1 protein-coding gene is annotated in these 359 nt (G+C 39.3%); it reads right to left on the reverse strand.

Annotated elements, in window-relative coordinates; genetic code table 11:
• The coding region (locus FTW16_RS21450; RefSeq protein WP_146492388.1) for a hypothetical protein at positions 1-359 on the reverse strand (359 nt) is incomplete at both ends.

The raw sequence follows: 359 nt of genomic DNA on the forward strand, positions 1-359 counted from the left end.
GAATAATATCTGCATTGTTTCTTTCTCCAGAAGTTTGAGACGCGGCGGTGTTTGTATCTACAAGACCAGCAACAATTTGACTTTCACCATTATTTAAAGAGATAACGCCTTCTTCGATAACAAAATAATCAATATAATTACTACTTTTTAAAGGATTCCCTTGCCCACTCATAGGAGCATCTAGATATGCAATGTTGTTTGTCTTTTTCTTAGCATTCGGTGCTATTTCCTGGACTATTGTCGCAGATTGCCAAGTTGTATTGATTACAGACGCTGTAGAAGGAAGCTCTGTTGTCCCATTACTCCTAACGGACAAGCTTGCATCAATGGTTGGCATAACAAACACGAGCGGCTTAGGT

The organism is Vibrio sp. T20 (assembly GCF_007858795.1).
In the GTDB taxonomy this organism is placed as follows: Bacteria; Pseudomonadota; Gammaproteobacteria; order Enterobacterales; family Vibrionaceae; genus Vibrio; species Vibrio satsumensis.